Source organism: Candidatus Hydrogenedentota bacterium (assembly GCA_016791475.1).
GTDB lineage: Bacteria > Hydrogenedentota > Hydrogenedentia > Hydrogenedentales > JAEUWI01 > JAEUWI01.
Genome location: JAEUWI010000031.1, coordinates 48,876 through 66,109, shown reverse-complemented (window position 1 = coordinate 66,109; position 17,234 = coordinate 48,876). Strand labels below are relative to the sequence as shown.

Below are 17,234 nucleotides of genomic sequence, written 5' to 3'. Positions count from 1 at the left end.
TTCCCGGCCGGAAGGCCAGGAGGGCGCTACTGTTCCTCGGACGAAGCCGACTGCTCTTCCGGCGCCTCGGCTTCCAGGGCCTCCCGTTCCGCGGGCTGACCATCCCCGGACTTCAGGTCTTCCCCGCCTGTCGCCGCGAGGTCCGATTCCGGTTGAAAGATGAGGCTGACCCGCTCGATCGTGGAATCCAGCTCCGCCATCGCACGCGTCAACTCTTCGTCGACCTCTTGAAACTTGTCGGAACGCTTAATTTCTACTTTTTCTTTGCTTGCCATCCGGAAACGGACCTCATCGAAACAACTGCGGACAATAGGGGGCTGGTTAGAGCGGAAGGGCGGCGACGGACTGCATTTCGTCCAGAAATTCGAGGAGCAGGGGGCCGCGGGCGTCGTCCGCAATGGGCTTGCGGGCATCCGAGAGAATATTCCACGCCTCCAGCTCTTCCAGGGCCAGATCGATCCGGGTTTCGTTGTCCCCGGTGTGGCCGATCGCCTTGCCAATGCGGATAACGGCGGCCAGTTTCGGATCCTTGGCCGTGCGCAGGCTCTCCCCCTCGGCCCGATACTGGTGGCCCAGGGCATCCGAGAGGGTCTGGGGCAGACTCCACTGCATGGCCATCGCCCGGCTTACCGCCGCGTGGGTGAAACCATACTGCATTTTCTCGGCCTTGCACAGGATACGGGGATCGTGGCCGAGCGTTTCGTAGATCGAGCGGTAGGCGCCCTTGCCGTCTTTGCGAAGCATGCCCATCACACCGATATCCGACAGGAGCCCCGCGATAAACTCTTCGCCCTGGAGCCCCAGAGCCAGCGTGCCCGCCAGCTTCTTGCAAAGACCGGCGGTCTTCAGGGAACGATTCCAGATCTCCTGAGCGATCTTCATGTCGCCGCCCTGCTCGTTCAGTGTCTCGAACACCGATATACCCAGGACGATGTTGCGCACCTCGCGAACCCCGAGGATCACCAGAGCGAGCTTGAGCGTCCCCACGTACTGCTTCATGCCGTAATAGGAGGAATTGCTGACCCGAAGCACTTTCGCCGTCATCGCGGGATCACTTTGTATGATATCGCTGACGTCCGCAGTGGACGTGGATGGATCCTCGGTGATGCGCAGCACCTCGGCAACCACGGCCGGCAGGGCGGGAAGGTCCCCCACCACCCCAATCACCTGCTCCGGTGCGCTTTGCTTCTCCTCCGACATAAAGGGTACTCCAGAAAAGGTTAGCGCGCCAGAAGCACCGGACACGCCGCATGATTAATGACATAAGTTGTCGTGCTACCCACCACGAGTTCACGAACTTTTGAATGGCCGTAGGCCCCCATCACGATAAGGTCCGCATTCGTGGACTTCGCATGGGCCACGATCTGCTCACCGGAATCACCCGTCGACTCGATGACCTGGCCACTGACACCGTGTGCCTCCAGGTATCCCGCCACCTCCGCGGCGGCCGCCGGATTGGAACCATCACCCACGATAAGAATGTTCAGGGACGTGTTCCACATCTCCGCAAAGGCCACCGCCGTGCGGAGGGCGTTCTGGGAATGGCTGCTTCCGTCATAGGCCATCAGCACGCGCTCGTGGCCCGGATCCGGTGTCCCCGTAATCAGAACGGGCAACTCGGAGCGGCGGATGACCGCTTCCGCCGTGGAACCCACCAGTCCGTCCAGCCATTCGTTGTGCTCACCGCCTCGCCCCATCACGATAAGATCCGCCAGACCGCTGTGCTCGACGATAACCCGGGGCACCACACCGGATGCCTGGGTCGTCTCGCAAGGCACGCCCGCCGCCTCACAGGCCTCGGACAACGCCTTCAGGGCGCTTTTCCCCCGCTCCTCAAGAAGCATGGAAATGTTGCCCTGATAGTTGACATAGGGGGCCGTGCCCAGCGATGCAGATAAGTCCTGGAGGAAGGGTCCCTCCAGAAGCTTCACGTCAATCACATAAATACCCTGAATGTGCGCCTTGAAGGACTGGGCAAGGGAAATCGCATAGGCCGCCCCCGTCTGCGCCAACTCACTGCCGTCCGTTGGTACCAGGATTCGCTTGATCATGTGTGTCTCCATCCGGGTTACGCCACGCGCCTCATCCCGGAAACCAGATTTCCGAAGGCACGCAGAATAGCAATACCATCCTGCTGGCTCTTTTCCGGGTGAAACTGGGTCGCGAAAACATGGCCCTCGCCAATGATTGCGGGAAAAGTAGTGCCATAGGTGCAGGTCGCGCGGACAATCCCGCTGTCCGCGGGCACGGCACGATAACTGTGTACAAAATAAGCGTAGGGGTCCCGACTGGCGTATTCGAGCAGGTTTTCCGGACCCGGTTCACCAATGCACTGAAGCTGGTTCCAGCCCATGTGGGGGACTTTAAGACCCGTTTCCGAGGCGGGGTCAAAACGCACCACCCGCCCCTTGAAAATGCCCAGCCCCGCCGCGCCTTCGCCTTCTTCGCTGTACTCAAAAAGCAATTGGAGGCCGACGCATATCCCCAGAAAGGGACGCCCGCTTTCCGCGGCGGCCTTCACGGAGTCCACCAGACCGCGCTCGCGCAGCCCGTCGATACAGTCTTTGAAGGCGCCCACGCCGGGCAACACCACGCCCGCGGCGGAGTCGATGACGTCGGGGTCCCGCGTGATCACGGCGCGATGACCGGCCTTCTCGAATCCCTTTTGCGCGCTTCGAAGGTTTCCCATGCCATAGTCGACAATGGCTATCACGTTTCCAACATTCCTTTTGTGGAGGGTATGGTGTCGCCGTTTCGCGGATCCAGCTCCAGCGCGCGGCGCAAGGCCTGCGCCAACGCCTTGAAAATACCCTCGATGCAATGGTGTGTGTTCCTGCCGTAGCGCAGGTTTACATGGAGCGTCAGACGGGCGTTGACCGCCACGGCCTGCATGAATTCCTCCGCCAGCTCCACGTCAAAACCACCCAGGCTGCCCTTCGGTAAATCGGCGTTAAAGACAAGAAAGGGCCGCCCGCTGAAATCCACGGCGACTTCCGCCAGGGCCTCGTCCATCGGAATGACGGCATGGCCGTAGCGCCGGATGCCTTTGGGGACACCCACCGCCTCCAGGAGTGCTTTGCCCAGGCAGATGCCCACATCTTCAACGGTGTGGTGCGGGTCGATGTGCAAATCCCCCACCGCCTGGATATCGAGATCAATCAGGCCGTGGCGGGCAATGTGATTGAGCATATGGTCGAAGAAGCCGATGCCCGTGTCGATACGACCGTCCCCCGTGCCGTCAATGTTGACACGCAGGGCAATTTCCGTCTCGTTGGTCTTCCGGTTAACCTGTGCTTGACGCATCAGGCGGCCTCCCTACTTTCCAAGGGCGAGTCGCTCGGCCAGGAATTGGGGCAGTCCGGCTTCAATCACCCGCTTTGCTGCTTTCTCTACCGGGTACTTCATGCGTACCTGCTCGAAAACATTTTCGTCCGTATCTAGAATACCAAATGCGGCATGGGGATTACTATCACGGGGTTGGCCGACCGAACCCGGATTGATAAAAAAGCTCTTGCCGCTGCCCAGCGCGAACTTGCTGTCGTCGTCAACGGAATACACCCCGTCGGTGGAAAAGATGCCCGGACTATGGGTGTGCCCCATGAAGCAGATATTGCAGTTCTGCTCATCGAGAAATGACAAATGGGGCAGAATATCCTCCCAGGTGAAGAGGTAGGTATTCCGGTTCCTGGGGGCCCCGTGAACCGCCGCAAAGGTCTCAAAATTCAGCACATCCGGCAGACTGCGGAGCCACTCCTGGTTCTCGTCCGAAAGCATCTCGCGGGTCCACATGGCCGCCGCCAGCGCCACCGGATTAAAGCCCCAGGGATCTTCCAGGCCGCAGGCCACCGCGTCGTGGTTGCCCAACACGGTCATAATATTGCGTTCACGAAGGATATCGGCGCATTCATTCGGGCTGGCGTTGTACCCCACGACATCACCGAGACAGACGATCTGGTCAACACCTATATCCTCGATTCGCTCGAGCACCGCGCAAAAGGCCTCGAGATTGGCATGGATATCGGAAATTATGGCATACCTCAATGTACGGTATCTCCTGCTACTTACTTCGTTTCGACCAGCGACAATCTACTTCGCCACTCGTGCCTGAGTACCGCACAGCCTCGCTGCTTACGCCGCTGTCGTACACGTTACATGGGTGTTTGCCTGCTGCCGCACTACTCTCCAATTGCTCCCCCCATATTTTGCACGGAACCGCGAGGATTTTCAAGCGCTTATGAACTTTCCACCCCGACGGGGGACAAGCCAGCCCGGCCCCGCACTTCACCTCCGGGCCCGCCGCGCCACTCCGCTCAATAGTATGGAACCTTCAATGTCAGGGATTGCGACGCCGTGTCCAGGCGAAAAAAGCCACACTTCCGGGGCATTCTTCTCCCCGCTGGCCGCGCTCCGGGTCACCTCAAGACGCCACAACAAGCCTCTTGTCTCCGTCGCCAAACGTCGAGTAGGATACTCAATAGATTTTTTCATTATCAACAGGCATCATTCTTTTTCCCACAACGAGGCGAAACTATGGGTATTCTGGACAGCTATTGGAACGGGGTGCTCAATGTACCCCTCGGTTGGGTGGTGCAGTACCTGGGCATCGATATGTTCGGCTGGAAGGAAATCGCCTTCAAGATCGCCTGCACCATCGGCATTCTCATCTTCTTTTATGAGATCTACCTCCGCTTCAAGGAATATCGCCGCCGCAGCAGTTACAACCGGGAGCTGAAGGCCTACGGGAAGCTCGGCGGCAGTGGCCTCTCGGGAGAAGAGCACAAGGCGGTCAAGGAGAACCCCGAGGGCATTATCGGGAGACTCAAGAAGGAGGGCAGCCACGAAAAGCTTGGCGAGGTCTACGCCGCCCTGGGACGCCACAAGGAAGCGGCCAAGTCCTGGAAACGGGGCGGTCGAAAAAAAGAGGCCGCTGCGGAATGGGTCAAAGCGGGATACCCCCAGAAGGCTGCGCGCCTCCTCTATAGCGCCGGTGAATATGAGGCCGCCGGCAAACTGTATATGGAAAAGAAGAGCTACCGCTCCGCCGCAAAGTCCTTCAAACTGGCCAAATCCTTCGCCCGGGCCGCGGACAGCTTTCATCTGGCCGGGCGTTATACGGACAGTCTCGCTGCCTTTGAGGCCTACTTCGCCACGCCCGGCTCCGAGGACGCCGCCGCGCAAATGGCTGGCGCGGACGCGTGTGCCCAGTTTCTGCAGGACCCGAAGGTTCAGGCGGCGCTGCCAAACGAAAAACTCCGGATGCTTTGTGTCCACTGCGGACGCAGGATGCAGAGCGTCAAGCGCCCGGAAGTTGCCGCAAAACTCTTCCAGCAGGCCGGCGAACTGGTGATGGCGGGCGAGGCCTACCTGCTCGCGGGCCAACTGGAGGCCGCCGCGCGCTGCATGAATCAGGCGGGCGAAACCAAGCGCGCCTCGGAAATCGGCGGGCGCTATTATGAAAGTCTGGGCAAGTGGAAAGAAGCCGGCATGGCCTATGAGGGCGGCGGGGACTTCCGCAAAGCGGGTGATTGCTTTGCCAAGGTCAATGAACCCCTCCGGGCCGCCACCAACTACGAGCGGGCTCAGGAATTCTATCGCGCCGGCCTGGCCATGGTTCACGCGAAAAACTGGGAAGACGCCGTGCGCCTGCTTCAAAAGCTCCCGGAAAACCATCCCAATTTTGCCGAATCCCGCGCCTTGCTGGGACGCGCCTTCTATGAATTGAAGGCCTTCGCTCAGTCCGCCGCGACCCTTGAAAACCACCTCATGGGCGAGCGGGTGCGCAAGGACAATATCGACTACTTCTGGATGCTGGCCCTGGCCTATGAGCAACTCGGAAAACTGAAGGAATCGGAAGAAACGCTGCTGAAAATTCGTAGTGTCGACCTGAGTTTCCGCGACGTGAGCCAGCGTCTCTCCAACGTCCAGTCCCGAATTTCCATGCACGGGGGCGACGTGCGCCGCGATGTCTCTTCCATGCCGACCATGGCTACGCCGGCGCCCCCGCGGGACGGTAAGTCGCCCGTGATGAGCATGGTCGAGAAGGGTCTCCACAATCGCTACGACCTGGAGCGTGAACTGGGCCGGGGCGGCATGGGCGTGGTCTATAAAGCGCGCGACACCCAACTGGATCGTCCCGTAGCGCTGAAATTCCTCGGTTCACTGGTGGACGGCTCGGAAGAATTCCGCCAGCGCTTTCAGCGCGAAGCACGGGCGGCGGCCCAGGTGTCCCACCAGAATATCTTGAGCATCTACGACATAGGCGTCGAGCAGGGCAACACCTATATCGCCATGGAGTACGTTGAGGGCCCCAACCTGAACCAGTACCTCGGCCAGAAGGGCAAACTGCCGGTGCGTGAGGCCGTCAACCTGATCGGCCAGGCCTGTTCCGCCCTGGAAGCCATCCACCAGGCGGGTATCGTCCACCGGGACATCAAGCCCGACAACATTCTCATCGCCAAGGGGGGACTGGTCAAACTGATGGACTTTGGCCTGGCCAAGGGCTACGGACAGCGACTGACCGGCAGCCATGTGATTATGGGTACGCCCTGCTACATGTCGCCGGAGCAGGCCCGTGGCGGTGATGTGGGGCCGAAATCGGACATCTACGCCATTGGCCTCGTGCTCTACGAACTGCTCACCGGAAAAACCGTATTCAGCGATGGCAATGTGTTGGAACGCCAGATCCTCGAAATGCCGCCTCGGCCCAGTGAAGTCGTGGAGGGTGTTCCCGAATTGCTGGACAACATCATCATGAAGGCCATCGCCAAAGATCCGGCGGAGCGCTTTGATTCGGCGGGCCAACTCCTCCAGTACCTGCGGATGGTGGACAAGCAATAGCCGTTACAACGACTGCGGCACCACGAGACTCTGGCGATTATCTAATACTACCCGGCATGCCGGGTTCCGGATTTTTTTCACGCAAAGGCGCCAAGGCGCAAAGTTGAGAGGTGAGTCAACACGAATCGTTCTTGATTGGCGTACGAGGGGAATCGGAGTCGCGAATTGCTTCCTTCCCGCTCTCTTCTCCGCGTCTTGGCGGTTTAGCACCGGGTAGTGGTCCCTACTCGGCGAGCAACGCCCGCAGCCGGGATTCGAAATCCCCCGGCAGCGCAATGCCCCGGTTGTGGAATCGCAATGTGCGCCGATCACCCCCGGCGTGGGCCAGGTGGATATCGATGCGCTGCGCCGGAAGCAGGCCCTCGGCCCGCTCCGCCCACTCGACCACGCAAAGGCCCTCGGAGTCGAAGACTTCTTCATAGCCCAAATCCGCCAGTTCGTCCGGACCACCCAGGCGATAAAGATCCAGGTGATACAGGGGCGCGTCGCTGCCGTATTGATTGACCAAGGTGAAGGTGGGACTATGTACCGGCGCGTGCTGATCGAAGCACCGGGCCATGCCCCGCACCAGGCAGGTCTTCCCCGCCGCCAGATCGCCGTGAAGGGCTACCAACGTCCCCTGAGGCACCAGGCCCGCCAGCAAGAAACCCACCGCTTCCGTCTGCTCCGGTGATCCCGTCTCGAAACTGAACTCCACGATCAGGCCGCCTCCAGACATTTTCTGTAGAGCGCCACGTACTCGCTGCAGGAACGCGACCAGGAGAAATCCTGGGCCATACCCCGGTCACGAAGCGCGGTGAAGCGCTCGCGATCACCATAGAGCGTGATCGCCTGCCGCATGCGAAGCGCGAGGGAATGGGAGGTCAGCGGTACAAAGGAAAGGCCAGTCGCCACGCCCCGCTGCTCGTTAAGCGGGTTCAGATCCCATACGGTATCGGCCAGACCACCGCTCCGGCGTACGATGGGGATCACGCCATAGGCATAGCTGTAAAACTGGCTCAAGCCGCACGGCTCATAGCGGGAAGGCATCAGAAAGAAGTCCATCCCGGCTTGCATCTGGTGGGCGATGGGCACGTTGAAATCGAGTCGAACACGCACATCGGCTGGTCGTTGCGCCTCCAGCTCTTTCAACTGGTGCTGGAGCCAGGGGTCGCCGGAACCCAGCACGATCACCTGAGCCGCCCCTTCGGGCAAGGCCCGGATCGCCTCCACCAGCAGGTCGATGCCCTTCTGCCAGGCCAGGCGGCTGACAATGCCAAAGAGCGGCACATCCGCCTCCGGCAACCCGAATTCTCGCTGGATAAAGGCCTTGCAAAGCGCTTTGCCGCTCAGATCGCCGCGATCATAATTGGCGGGAAGGTAGGGATCCGTGGCCGGGTCCCAAAGCGCATAGTCGGCGCCATTCAGGATGCCCGTAAGGGACCCGACCCGATTGCGCAAGATCCCGTCCAGCCCTTCGCCATATTCCCGGGTCTGAATTTCCCGGGCATAGCGCGGGCTGACGGTGGAGATGCGATCCGCCAACGTTATGGCGCCTTTCATCAAGTTCAGGTCGCCGTGGTACTCCAGGCACTCGGGATGAAAGAGCTCCGGATCAAATCCGGTGCTGGCCATCTTGTCCGCGCCGTAGCGCCCCTGATAGGCCAGATTGTGGATGGTGTACAGGCACGGCGTATCCGCCCAGAAGGGGTTGCGCGCGAATGAGGTCTTGAGATAGACCGGGATCGGCGCCGTGGTCCAATCGTGACAATGCACCAGATCAGGTTTCCACCCCGTCTGGGGAATTGCATCCAGCGCCGCCTGCGAGAAAAAGCAGAACCGCTCGGCGTTGTCGTGGTACTCGTGATTTCCATCGCCGTAGGGCCGGGGGCGATAAAAGTAGTGACCATGCTCGATGAGGTAGAGGGGAATATCCGTTTCCGGAATCACCGTCTCCCACAGCGCGCCATAGGCCGTGTGGGTGCCCATGTGGGCCACGCACATTCCCCGGCGCGCGGACTCCGGAAGGGCCGGCAGGGTGCCGTAGAAGGGCATGATCAAGCGCACATCGTGGCCCGCCTGTTTCAGCGCCTTGGGAAGGGCGGCGGCAACGTCGGCCAAACCGCCTGTGCTCATCAGAGGCGCCACCTCGGCGGTGGCAAACAGAATTTTGATTGGCGTAGTCACGTCGGGCCCTATCCATACTTGGTTGCTGACCCCAACACTTTACCAGATCCGCTACGGGCGATGCATGGCGCTTGGGCCGGGGTGTTTGATGCACTTTGGAGCGGCGTGATATCGTAGGTCGGAGGGTTTGCCCCCGAAACTCGTTTCCAATGCAATCTGGAACCCCGCCCCATGCGAATGCACGCATCAGTAAACGCTTTTACCCTCCTTGCCCTTCTTGTATCGGCGAGCGGCGCCGTTGCGCAGCAGGCGCCCCCGGCCAAGGGCTTCAACGAACTCGGAGTCATGGCCTTCGGAGAAAAACGCTACGAACTGGCCTTGGAAAACTTCGGCAAAGCCCTCGAACTGGAAGCGAACAATCCTTCCATCAAACGAAACCTGTGCGCGGTCCATCAGGCCATGGCCAACGATCTGGCCGTCGCGGGTAAGCTGCCCGAAGCCCTGGCGCGGGTCAATCTGGGGCTTGAGGTGGACCCGGACAACGTCTCCGCCCTCGCCCAGGCCGGAGCGTACCGCCTCAAGCAGGGTGACCTGAGCGCCGCCACCACCCAACTGGAGAAGGCGGTTGCCCTCGACAGCGCGAGCAAGGAAGCGCGCTTTCTCCTGGGTGAAGCCTATTATCAGCAAAATAAGCTTACGGAGGCGGGCGCCCAGTGGGACGAGGTGCTCAAGCTCGATCCCGCCTGGCCGGGGCTCCAGGAAAAGATGGACAAGCTTTCTCGCGAAAACAGCGTTGAAGCCGGTTTCACCGCCTACGACGCGGGCCATTTTCAGCTCCGCTATGCCGAAGCGCTTTCGGAAGCCACGCGCGATGGCGTTTTTCGCGTGCTGGAAGACGCCTACAAGTCTGTAGGCGAGAAGCTGGGGGGCGCCTTTCCGACGGAGCCCGTGCAGGTGGTGCTCTACAGCGGCGAACAGTTTGCGGAAGCCACCCAGTCCGCCGCCCATGTGGGCGCCCTTTTCGATGGCAAGATCCGCGCCCCTATCACCGGAAAAAACAAGCGATTCCTCACGCCCCAGGTGCTTTCGACCCGCCTGACCCACGAATATGTCCATGTCGTCCTCGCCCAGATTGGCGGCGGACACGTACCGTGGTGGTTGAACGAAGGTCTCGCCGAAACGTTTTCGCGCCAGATGGATCAGTCCCGTGAACGCATGCTGCGCAAGGCCTATACCGCCGATCACGCCTCCTCCCTGGCGGATCTTGAGGCCCGCCAACTGGACCAACTCGACGCCAATGAACTGGCCCTCGCCTACGCCCAGGCACACGCCGCCACCCAGATTCTCTGGAATGAAGGGGGCACAAAAAAGATGGCGGACGCAATCCGTCGGATGAAGGATGGTAGCCCGCCCCAGGACGCTATCAAAGAAGCCTTCGGCATGGACTATGCCGCGCTCGAAGAGAAGCTTAAGGCGGCGTACAAGTAGGGAACTCCACGAGTCCACAACGTATTCACTTCTCCAGGGCACGGATTCGCATCCGAAAGATGGATGCACCGCGGCGCTGAGCCAGATTCATCCCTTCCGCCCCGCACAGGATCCCATGAACGAAGCATCCGAGGAACCAACCATGCTCCCCCCTTCACTGTGGAACCGCCTCTCTTGCGGCTTCTGCGCGTGCATCCTGGCATTGGCCGCCCGCGCCCAGCAGCCCCTTCCGGTTACAATTGCGCCTGACGGCGCAAACGACTTGACCATCGCGACGGTTGGCGAAGGGATGGTGGAGATTAACACCACAGGACCCGACCCGTATCTGTTTACTCAGCCCCTGCCGGAGGGAACCACGGTTGCACCCAATTCAATTCTGGAGTTTGAATACTTCAGCCTGACGGGCACCACCGACCTACAGGTTTTCATCGTGCCGCCGGGACGCGAAGAGAATAGTGTCAAGGGTCCAGGCCTCGTCCCAAGCCAGGGCTGGTCGTCCTGTCGCATCGATATATGGCCCGCGCGGGTACGGGCAAGCCAGCCCTACAACCAGCTCCGCATTGACTTCGGTCGGGAGGCTGGCCGGTCGATTCAGATCCGAAATATGGTGTTGCGTGCGCAAACCCCGGAAGAGCGTGCGAATGAGAGCACGGCCCGAAACGGGAGGTCCGATTCTCAAGGGAACGTTGAAGCCGAGCCCCCGCTCTCAGGCGCCGAGGCGGCCGATGCCAGACTGAATGCCTACCTCGGCCAGGACATCCACTCTGGGATCGACATATCAGTGGGCGAATCCACCATTGCAATTCGCGGGGCCCTCGGGAGAAGCGACGGCGACAACCCGAATGCCGCCCATTGGCTGGTGGAGATTCCCATCGAAGCGGACTATGGGGACACATCCTCCTTGAACAAGTTGGAACAGATCACCGCCGGATGGGACGAAGAATTTGAAATCAACGCACCCCGATACGCGGAGGATGGTAGAGACCGGCTTTATTCTCGATGGGCCATACTCCAGGAACCAAGTGAATACGACCCACTGATGACTTTCGGGACCTACGCTACCCAGGTTACGCCGCGACCAGGCCTCACCGAAGCCAAACCGCGCAATCGCAAGGGCCTGGGCGGTTTCTCGCCGGGCCGGCCCGTAGAGGATATTGAGGCCCTGGGTGTTTCCGCCGTGACGATCAATATCATGCTGGACAGCTACATGCGCACGGAGCCAGGTGAGGGACGCACGCCTTATCCGTATTGCGGGCGCACGTGGTACACGGACGACGCGGCGGTGGCGAACCTGGACGACCACATGCTTTCCGCCGCGAAATACAACCTGATCGTCTCGGCCATCATCCTGCTCAATCAAGGCAAGGATGCGCCCGAGGGCGAATTCCGGCGCATCGTGGCCCACCCGGATGCGGATCCCGCAGGCATCTTCGTCATGCCCAATTTCACGAGCGCCGAGGGTGTGGCCGCCTACGCGGCAGCGATGAATTTCCTGGCGGAACGCTACAGCAAGCCCGACGGGCAGTATGGGCGCATCCACCACTGGATCCTGCACAACGAGGTGAATTCCGGCTGGGTCTGGACGAATATGGGCGACAAGCCTCCCCTGACCTACATGGACGCCTATCACAAGTCCATGCGGATGGCCCAACTTATCGCCTGGCAATATGACCCCTACGCGAAGGTCTATATCTCACTGGAACACCACTGGAACTCGGTCTACGCCGAGCACTGTTACCGTGGCAAAGAGTTGCTCGCATTGCTCCTCGAGTTCAGTCGGGCCGAGGGCGACTTCCCCTGGGGCATCGCGTACCATCCCTATCCGGAAGACCTGCGCGATCCCCGCGCCTGGGAAGATGAAACTGCGTGGTTCTCCTTCGACACACCGCGCATTACCTTCAAGAACATGGAAGTGATTGACGCCTGGGTGAAAAATCCTGAGACTTGGTACAGGGGCGAGACCCGGCGCGATCTGCAGTTTACCGAGCAGGGTCCAAACTCACCCGACTACTCGGAAAAGTCGTTGACGGACCAGGCCGCCTGCATGGCCTACCTTTGGAAAAAGATGGAACCCCTCGACAGCGTGAGCATGTTTCACTTTCACAACTGGGTGGACAACCGCCACGAGGGCGGACTCCGCATCGGCCTGCGGCGCTATCCCGATGACGAAGAAGACCCCCACGGCAGGAAGCCCGTCTGGTACGTCTTCCAGGCCCTGAGCACGCCTGATGAGGACCGGGCAATTGAGTTTGCGAAGCCGGTCATCGGGATCAACGATTGGAGCGAGGTGAACTACCGGGGCACGATTCCCGAAGTCGCCCCTGCGACACCTTGAAGAAGAAATGGCGGCGATGAACGAACGCGAAATAACGATTCGGTTTTTCTTTTACGGCACCCTGATGCGCGGCGAATGCCGCCATGACCTCGTGGCGCCCTGGCTGGTGCATGCCGAACCCGCACGGGTCTGGGGACGGCTCTTCCAGCTTGAAGCGGGCTATCCCGCGCTGGAGGTGCCCGAAGAAAGCGTCCTGGCGACGGGCACGGAGGATGCCCTGCTCGACGTCACCACGGCGCAGTGGCGCACCACCCACCCACTCCGCATGCGATCCGGCGACTGGGGCTGGGTGCACGGCGAGATCGCGGTTTTGCGCGATCCGACCGCCTGCGTTCCGCCGCTGGACGAGTATGAAGACGTGCGCTCGGGCGAGGCGTGCCTCTACCAGCGCGTGCTGATCCCCGCCGCATCCGAACGGGACACCCTCCCCGCGTGGACCTATATCCGAACGACCGGAGAGGGCGGCCACCGCATTTCCAGTGGCGTCTGGACGCCGTAGCGCTTAGACCGCGGGCGTGCCGAAAAGCACCGACAGAATGGCTTCGATCGTGAAGATGACAAACTGGAGGATGCTGGTGGAGATATCGATGATCAGGGCAAGAAGACCCATGGGGTACTACCTTCTGGATTGAGTAAAAAAATCGAGCGACGCACGACAGCGCGCGTAGTATGCCGCCCTTAATTGCCCCTCAATTGTACACGGAAAACGCGATTCGGCGCAATATGTGGGGGTGCAGGTAGTGGCGGGTACTAAGAATAGTGTGAGGAGCAAAGACTCCGCTCAAACTTAGCATCGCTGCCGACCCGAGACTACAGGTAGTCGGCATACACTCCAAACGCCAGTGCACAAAGCCGACTTCGCCAGCTTGTCGACCAGAATCGACCAACTCTTTGCTACATCCGGTGAAAGGGTGATGTGGTCAGGGGGCAGCCCAGCTTTGCAAGACTGAAACTACCAACCACGACAGGACACAAATTAAGTCGGACCAATGACGCGGACTTGTCGTTAACGCAGCGCTTTGTAGCCTGGCGATCTACTTGCGATCCTCAGAACGCGCCTATCGCGTCTCCGAGCATCGTCATAAATGCGCTGGCTAACGTCAGGAACACGATTATGAACCCACCGAATACGAGTATCAGCCGCTCCATGTCTTTTCTCCCGTTTGGATCTACCCCATGAACTACACACCCGGATTCCGGTATCGACTTTTGGAAGTCGTCAGTAGTCCAGCTAGCTATCCTACGCTCGGGGGAAAGAACTGTTACTTCACCACCAGATTCACAATCTTCCCGGGCACGTAAATTTCCTTCACCACGGTCATCCCCTCCAGGGCGCTCTGGATCTTCGGCTCAGCCTTGGCCGCCGCCAGGATGGTGTCCTTGTCGGCGTCGATGGCCACGGTGACCGTGCCACGGGATTTGCCGTTGATCTGGATGGGAAGCTCGATGGTGTTTTCCACGAGCAGGGATTCATCCCACTTCGGCCAGCCGGCATAGGCCAGGGTGTCGCTGTGGCCCAGGCGCTGCCAGATCTCTTCGGCCATGTGGGGGGCGAAGGGCGCGAGCACGAGGATGAATTGCTCCATGACGGCCTTGTCCACGGCGGGCGCTTTCAGCGCCGCGTTGACGAATTCCATCATGCGCGCAATCGCAGTGTTAAAAAGCAACCCTTCGATGTCGTGGGTCACGGCTTTGATGGTCTTGTGAACCTCTTTCGTGATGGCGGCGTCTCCCCCACTTTCCACGATGCGGCCGTGGAGCGCGCCACTTTCCTGATCGATGAAAAGTGACCAGGCGCGCTTGAGGAAACGGTGCACGCCCTGTACGCCTTCGTCGGTCCAGGGCTTGTCGCGATCAAGTGGTCCCATGAACATTTCATAGAGGCGCATGGAGTCCGCGCCATAGGCCTTCACCACGTCGTCCGGATTGACCACGTTGTAGCGGGACTTGCTCATCTTTTCGATCTGGGTGTGGACGCTGACGCCCTTTTCCTTCACGACATAGCCTTCGCCCTGTTTCTCGACCTGATGGGGGTAGTAATACTTGCCCTGTTCGTCTTTGTAGGAGTAGGCGAGGATCATGCCCTGGTTGAAAAGCTTCTGGAAAGGTTCCTTCGTGTGGACGTAGCCCGCGTCGTAGAGCACCTTGTGCCAGAAGCGCGAATAGAGCAGGTGCAGCACGGCGTGCTCCGCGCCGCCGATGTAAAGGTCCACGGGCATCCAGTATTCTTCGGCTTCCTTCGACCAGGCGGCCTCGCTATTGGTCGGGTCGCAATAGCGCAGGAAGTACCAGCAGGAACCGGCCCACTGGGGCATGGTGTTGGTCTCGCGGGTGGCGGGCTGGCCCGTTTCCGCGTCCGTCGTGTTTACCCATTCGGTCGCGCGGGCCAGAGGTGGTTCGCCGTCGGCGGTGGGCTTGTATTCGTCGAGTTCCGGCAGCGTGAGGGGCAGATCCGTCATGGGGATGGTCTTCATCGTGCCATCGGCCGTGCGAATGAGCGGGAAGGGCTCACCCCAATAGCGCTGGCGGGAGAAAAGCCAGTCGCGGAGCTTGTAGTTCACCGTGCCCTTGCCGATGCCCTGCTCGTCGAGCCACTCAATCATGGTCTGCTTCGCCGTGGGTACGTCCATGCCGTCGATGAAGGAAGAATTGACCAGGGTGCCGTTGCCGGTGAAGGCTTCTTTCGTGATGTCGCCACCCGCGATGACCTCCACGATGGGAAGGCCAAAGGTCTTGGCGAATTCGTAGTCCCGCGTGTCGTGGGCGGGCACGGCCATGATCGCGCCGTAGCCGTACTCGGATAGAACGTAATCCGAAATCCAGATAGGCACGTCTTTCCCGTTGACCGGATTAATCGCGAGGGCGCCCGTGAAGACGCCCGTCTTTTCTTTGTCGTCGCGCATGCGGTCCTGGGCGCTCTTCTTGCCCGTCGCGGTGACGTAGGCCTCCACCTCGGCGCGCTGGGCGTCTTTGGTGATGACCTTCACCAGGGGATGATCCGGCGCGAGCACGCAATAGGTCGCGCCAAAGAGGGTATCCGGGCGCGTCGTGAAGACGGTGAACACATCGCCCGTGCCCACGATCATGAAATCCACATCCGCGCCGGTGCTCTTGCCGATCCACTCGCGCTGCATGGCCTTGATGCCCTCGGGCCAGTCGAGATCGTCCAGGTCCTGAAGGAGTCGTTCGGCGTACTCGGTAATCTTGAGCATCCACTGGCGCATGGCGCGCTTCTCGACCGGGTCGCCGGTCTCGACGTACTTGCCGTCTTTTACTTCTTCATTCGCGAGAACGGTGGCCAACGCGGGGCACCAGTTCACCGGCGCTTCGACCTCATAGGCCAGACCGCGATCGTAGAGCACCTTGAAGATCCACTGAGTCCACTTGTAGTAATTCGGATCCGTGGTGTTGATCTCCCGGTCCCAGTCGTAGGAAAGGCCCAGGGCCTGGATTTGGCTCCGGAAGTTGTCGCAGTTCTTGTTCGTGATGATGGCGGGGTGTTCGCCCGTGCGCACGGCATGGCGCTCGGCGGGCAGGCCGAAGGCATCCCAGCCCATGGGATGGAGCACATTGAAGCCCCGCATCCGCTTGTAGCGCGAGACGATATCCGTTGCCGTGTAGCCCTCGGGATGACCCACGTGAAGCCCGTCGCCACTGGGATAGGGGAACATGTCCAGGCAGTAATACTTGGGCTTGGAAGTGTCCAGCACGGTCTTGAAGGTCTTGTTTTCAAGCCAGAACTGCTGCCACTTCCTCTCAATTTCCTGGAAACTGTAATTGCCGTCAGACATGGAAAAGATACAACTCCGCCGTTGGGGCTTCGGGATTCAAACGAGGGGCGGATTGTAGCATACGACGGCCCATGGGTGCACGAAGGGCCCGCGCGAACGGAACGCGCGGGCCCAGGAATAAAGTTATTCGATCTAGATCAGCCTACGTGGTCCCGACGCCGCGTTGCGCTGTGCACCGCGAGACTCGTTATGGCGAGTCCGAAGAGGAACAGGTCGCCCAGGTGTTTCTGGACCGTCTTGGTGGTCAGTGCGCAGCCGGGCGTCTCCACCTCCTCGCCAAGAATGGCGCGTAGCTCTGATTCGGAGAGCAGGTTGTCGCCATTGGTGTCCAGATCGCTGAACTGCTGGCGGCTGAAGGCGCCAAGGGCGGCATTGGCTTCGGAGAAGCTCAAACGCCCGTCGCTGTTGGCGTCGGCCGACTGAAACTCCTCCAGCAAGGCCTCGGCATGTTGCTCGGTCGTTGGCTCACCTTCACCTTCTCCTTCACCTTCACCTTCACCTTCACCCTCGCCTTCTCCCTCGCCTTCTCCCTCACCTTCTCCCTCACCCTCGCCTTCTCCCTCGCCTTCTCCCTCGCCTTCTCCCTCACCCTCGCCTTCTCCCTCGCCTTCTCCCTCGCCTTCTCCCTCGCCTTCTCCCTCGCCTTCTCCCTCGCCTTCTCCCTCGCCTTCTCCCTC

14 protein-coding genes are annotated in these 17,234 nt (G+C 60.3%); 4 read left to right on the top strand and 10 right to left on the bottom strand.

Going from position 1 to position 17,234, the window contains the following annotated elements; translation table 11 throughout:
• Nucleotides 1–26: 26 nt before the first annotated feature.
• From JNK74_16850 to JNK74_16825, 6 genes are read right to left on the bottom strand one after another with little or no spacing between them, the layout of a single operon-like run.
• On the bottom strand, nucleotides 27–275 hold the full coding sequence (locus JNK74_16850; GenBank protein MBL7647853.1) for a hypothetical protein: 249 nt from the start codon (nucleotides 273–275) through the stop codon (nucleotides 27–29).
• Nucleotides 276–321: 46 nt separating this feature from the next.
• A complete protein-coding gene (locus JNK74_16845) occupies nucleotides 322–1,200 on the bottom strand; it encodes an HDOD domain-containing protein (protein ID MBL7647852.1) in 879 nt (292 codons plus the stop codon).
• Nucleotides 1,201–1,220: 20 nt separating this feature from the next.
• Nucleotides 1,221–2,051, bottom strand: a complete 831-nt coding sequence (locus tag JNK74_16840; protein MBL7647851.1) for a universal stress protein — start codon at nucleotides 2,049–2,051, stop codon at nucleotides 1,221–1,223.
• 17 nt (nucleotides 2,052–2,068) lie between these two features.
• Complete coding sequence (hisH, locus tag JNK74_16835; GenBank protein ID MBL7647850.1) at nucleotides 2,069–2,713, bottom strand: imidazole glycerol phosphate synthase subunit HisH; 645 nt, start codon at nucleotides 2,711–2,713, stop codon at nucleotides 2,069–2,071.
• Nucleotides 2,710–3,303 carry an imidazoleglycerol-phosphate dehydratase HisB gene (hisB, locus tag JNK74_16830; protein ID MBL7647849.1) on the bottom strand — a complete coding sequence of 198 codons (594 nt, stop codon included), beginning with the start codon at nucleotides 3,301–3,303 and terminating at the stop codon, nucleotides 2,710–2,712. The genes hisH and hisB overlap by 4 nt, the downstream gene beginning before the upstream one ends.
• Before the next feature lie 12 nt (nucleotides 3,304–3,315).
• Entirely contained in the window at nucleotides 3,316–4,041 is a 726-nt protein-coding gene (locus JNK74_16825; GenBank protein MBL7647848.1) for a metallophosphoesterase family protein, read from the bottom strand.
• A 489-nt stretch (nucleotides 4,042–4,530) separates the two neighbouring features.
• Between JNK74_16825 and JNK74_16820 the strand changes: the two genes are divergently transcribed.
• On the top strand, nucleotides 4,531–6,837 hold the full coding sequence (locus JNK74_16820) for a protein kinase (protein ID MBL7647847.1): 2,307 nt from the start codon (nucleotides 4,531–4,533) through the stop codon (nucleotides 6,835–6,837).
• A gap of 223 nt (nucleotides 6,838–7,060) precedes the next feature.
• Here the strand turns inward: JNK74_16820 and tsaE are convergent, their stop codons facing one another.
• Nucleotides 7,061–7,555 carry a tRNA (adenosine(37)-N6)-threonylcarbamoyltransferase complex ATPase subunit type 1 TsaE gene (tsaE, locus tag JNK74_16815; GenBank protein ID MBL7647846.1) on the bottom strand — a complete coding sequence of 165 codons (495 nt, stop codon included), beginning with the start codon at nucleotides 7,553–7,555 and terminating at the stop codon, nucleotides 7,061–7,063.
• On the bottom strand, nucleotides 7,537–8,952 hold the full coding sequence (gene glgA / locus JNK74_16810; protein ID MBL7647845.1) for a glycogen synthase GlgA: 1,416 nt from the start codon (nucleotides 8,950–8,952) through the stop codon (nucleotides 7,537–7,539). The genes tsaE and glgA overlap by 19 nt, the downstream gene beginning before the upstream one ends.
• Nucleotides 8,953–9,174: 222 nt before the next feature.
• Between glgA and JNK74_16805 the strand changes: the two genes are divergently transcribed.
• The 3 genes from JNK74_16805 to JNK74_16795 all read left to right on the top strand — a co-directional run bounded on the left by JNK74_16805 (nucleotide 9,175) and on the right by JNK74_16795 (nucleotide 13,265).
• Nucleotides 9,175–10,431, top strand: coding sequence for a tetratricopeptide repeat protein (locus JNK74_16805; protein MBL7647844.1), 1,257 nt, complete (start codon nucleotides 9,175–9,177; stop codon nucleotides 10,429–10,431).
• A gap of 142 nt (nucleotides 10,432–10,573) precedes the next feature.
• A complete protein-coding gene (locus JNK74_16800; protein MBL7647843.1) occupies nucleotides 10,574–12,766 on the top strand; it encodes a hypothetical protein in 2,193 nt (730 codons plus the stop codon).
• Nucleotides 12,767–12,782: 16 nt separating this feature from the next.
• Complete coding sequence (locus JNK74_16795; protein ID MBL7647842.1) at nucleotides 12,783–13,265, top strand: gamma-glutamylcyclotransferase; 483 nt, start codon at nucleotides 12,783–12,785, stop codon at nucleotides 13,263–13,265.
• Nucleotides 13,266–14,028: 763 nt separating this feature from the next.
• On the opposite strand, the gene JNK74_16790 is transcribed toward JNK74_16795, so the two are convergent.
• Together JNK74_16790 and JNK74_16785 are read right to left on the bottom strand one after the other, a co-directional pair.
• Entirely contained in the window at nucleotides 14,029–16,557 is a 2,529-nt protein-coding gene (locus tag JNK74_16790; GenBank protein MBL7647841.1) for a leucine--tRNA ligase, read from the bottom strand.
• A 137-nt stretch (nucleotides 16,558–16,694) separates the two neighbouring features.
• A partial coding sequence (locus tag JNK74_16785) for a hypothetical protein (GenBank protein MBL7647840.1) occupies nucleotides 16,695–17,234 on the bottom strand: 540 nt, incomplete at its 5' end.

Excerpts from the sequence above, each read along its gene's own strand:
- JNK74_16845 (MBL7647852.1), bottom strand. The coding sequence starts at position 1,200 with ATGTCGGAGGAGAAGCAAAGCGCACCGGAGCAGGTGATTGGGGTGGTG.
- JNK74_16840 (MBL7647851.1), bottom strand. The coding sequence starts at position 2,051 with ATGATCAAGCGAATCCTGGTACCAACGGACGGCAGTGAGTTGGCGCAG.
- glgA (MBL7647845.1), bottom strand. The coding sequence starts at position 8,952 with ATGAGCACAGGCGGTTTGGCCGACGTTGCCGCCGCCCTTCCCAAGGCG.
- JNK74_16850 (MBL7647853.1), bottom strand. The coding sequence starts at position 275 with ATGGCAAGCAAAGAAAAAGTAGAAATTAAGCGTTCCGACAAGTTTCAA.
- JNK74_16800 (MBL7647843.1), top strand. The coding sequence starts at position 10,574 with ATGCTCCCCCCTTCACTGTGGAACCGCCTCTCTTGCGGCTTCTGCGCG.
- hisB (MBL7647849.1), bottom strand. The coding sequence starts at position 3,303 with ATGCGTCAAGCACAGGTTAACCGGAAGACCAACGAGACGGAAATTGCC.
- JNK74_16795 (MBL7647842.1), top strand. The coding sequence starts at position 12,783 with ATGAACGAACGCGAAATAACGATTCGGTTTTTCTTTTACGGCACCCTG.
- JNK74_16805 (MBL7647844.1), top strand. The coding sequence starts at position 9,175 with ATGCGAATGCACGCATCAGTAAACGCTTTTACCCTCCTTGCCCTTCTT.
- tsaE (MBL7647846.1), bottom strand. The coding sequence starts at position 7,555 with ATGTCTGGAGGCGGCCTGATCGTGGAGTTCAGTTTCGAGACGGGATCA.
- JNK74_16820 (MBL7647847.1), top strand. The coding sequence starts at position 4,531 with ATGGGTATTCTGGACAGCTATTGGAACGGGGTGCTCAATGTACCCCTC.
- JNK74_16790 (MBL7647841.1), bottom strand. The coding sequence starts at position 16,557 with ATGTCTGACGGCAATTACAGTTTCCAGGAAATTGAGAGGAAGTGGCAG.